The 482-nt window shown below is 58.7% G+C and carries 1 protein-coding gene; it reads right to left on the reverse strand.

Features of this window, described 5'->3' with window-relative positions:
* Positions 1 to 374: DNA/RNA non-specific endonuclease (locus tag RVY79_RS17285; protein WP_317465709.1), on the reverse strand; the 374-nt coding region annotated here is incomplete at its 3' end.
* Positions 375 to 482: the final 108 nt, after the last annotated feature.

Below are 482 nucleotides of genomic sequence, written 5' to 3' on the forward strand. Positions count from 1 at the left end.
ATCGCTTTCCACAGATAGTCGGGTACCCGTACATGTTCGTTGAGGTAACGGGCCTTGCCGTCCGTGAATGCTGGGCCGGTCACCACGTAGGCTTCGCCGGTCTGCCGTACCAGGCGGCGGGTCGACGTCTCCAGGTGGCTCCACATGCGGCGGTTGCTGACCGAGTTCTGCGGGACGACGTTGGCCAAGCTGAAACTTTCCTGTTGCGATGCCAGGTCGCCGAAGTCCCCGCTTGGCGACATGTGCAATACCCGGCGGAAGAATATACTCAAGGTGGCGGGTTCAGCGAGAGTACTGCCGAGGGCAGAGGTCGGCCAGAAGCGGTCGGTCGACATGGTCACCAATATCGTCGACAATTCGTTGGTCGCCTTCACTCGTATCGGCCCCTAAGAGAAGCAAAATCCAGACGGAGCATTCTGTGCCTTGTGATCAATGTGTGGACCTATGCGTTCGCTATGCAATCAGGCATCCTCGCGAACTGC

Origin of the sequence: Chromohalobacter sp. HP20-39 (genome assembly GCF_033052815.1) — a bacterium.
In the GTDB taxonomy this organism is placed as follows: domain Bacteria; phylum Pseudomonadota; class Gammaproteobacteria; order Pseudomonadales; family Halomonadaceae; genus Chromohalobacter.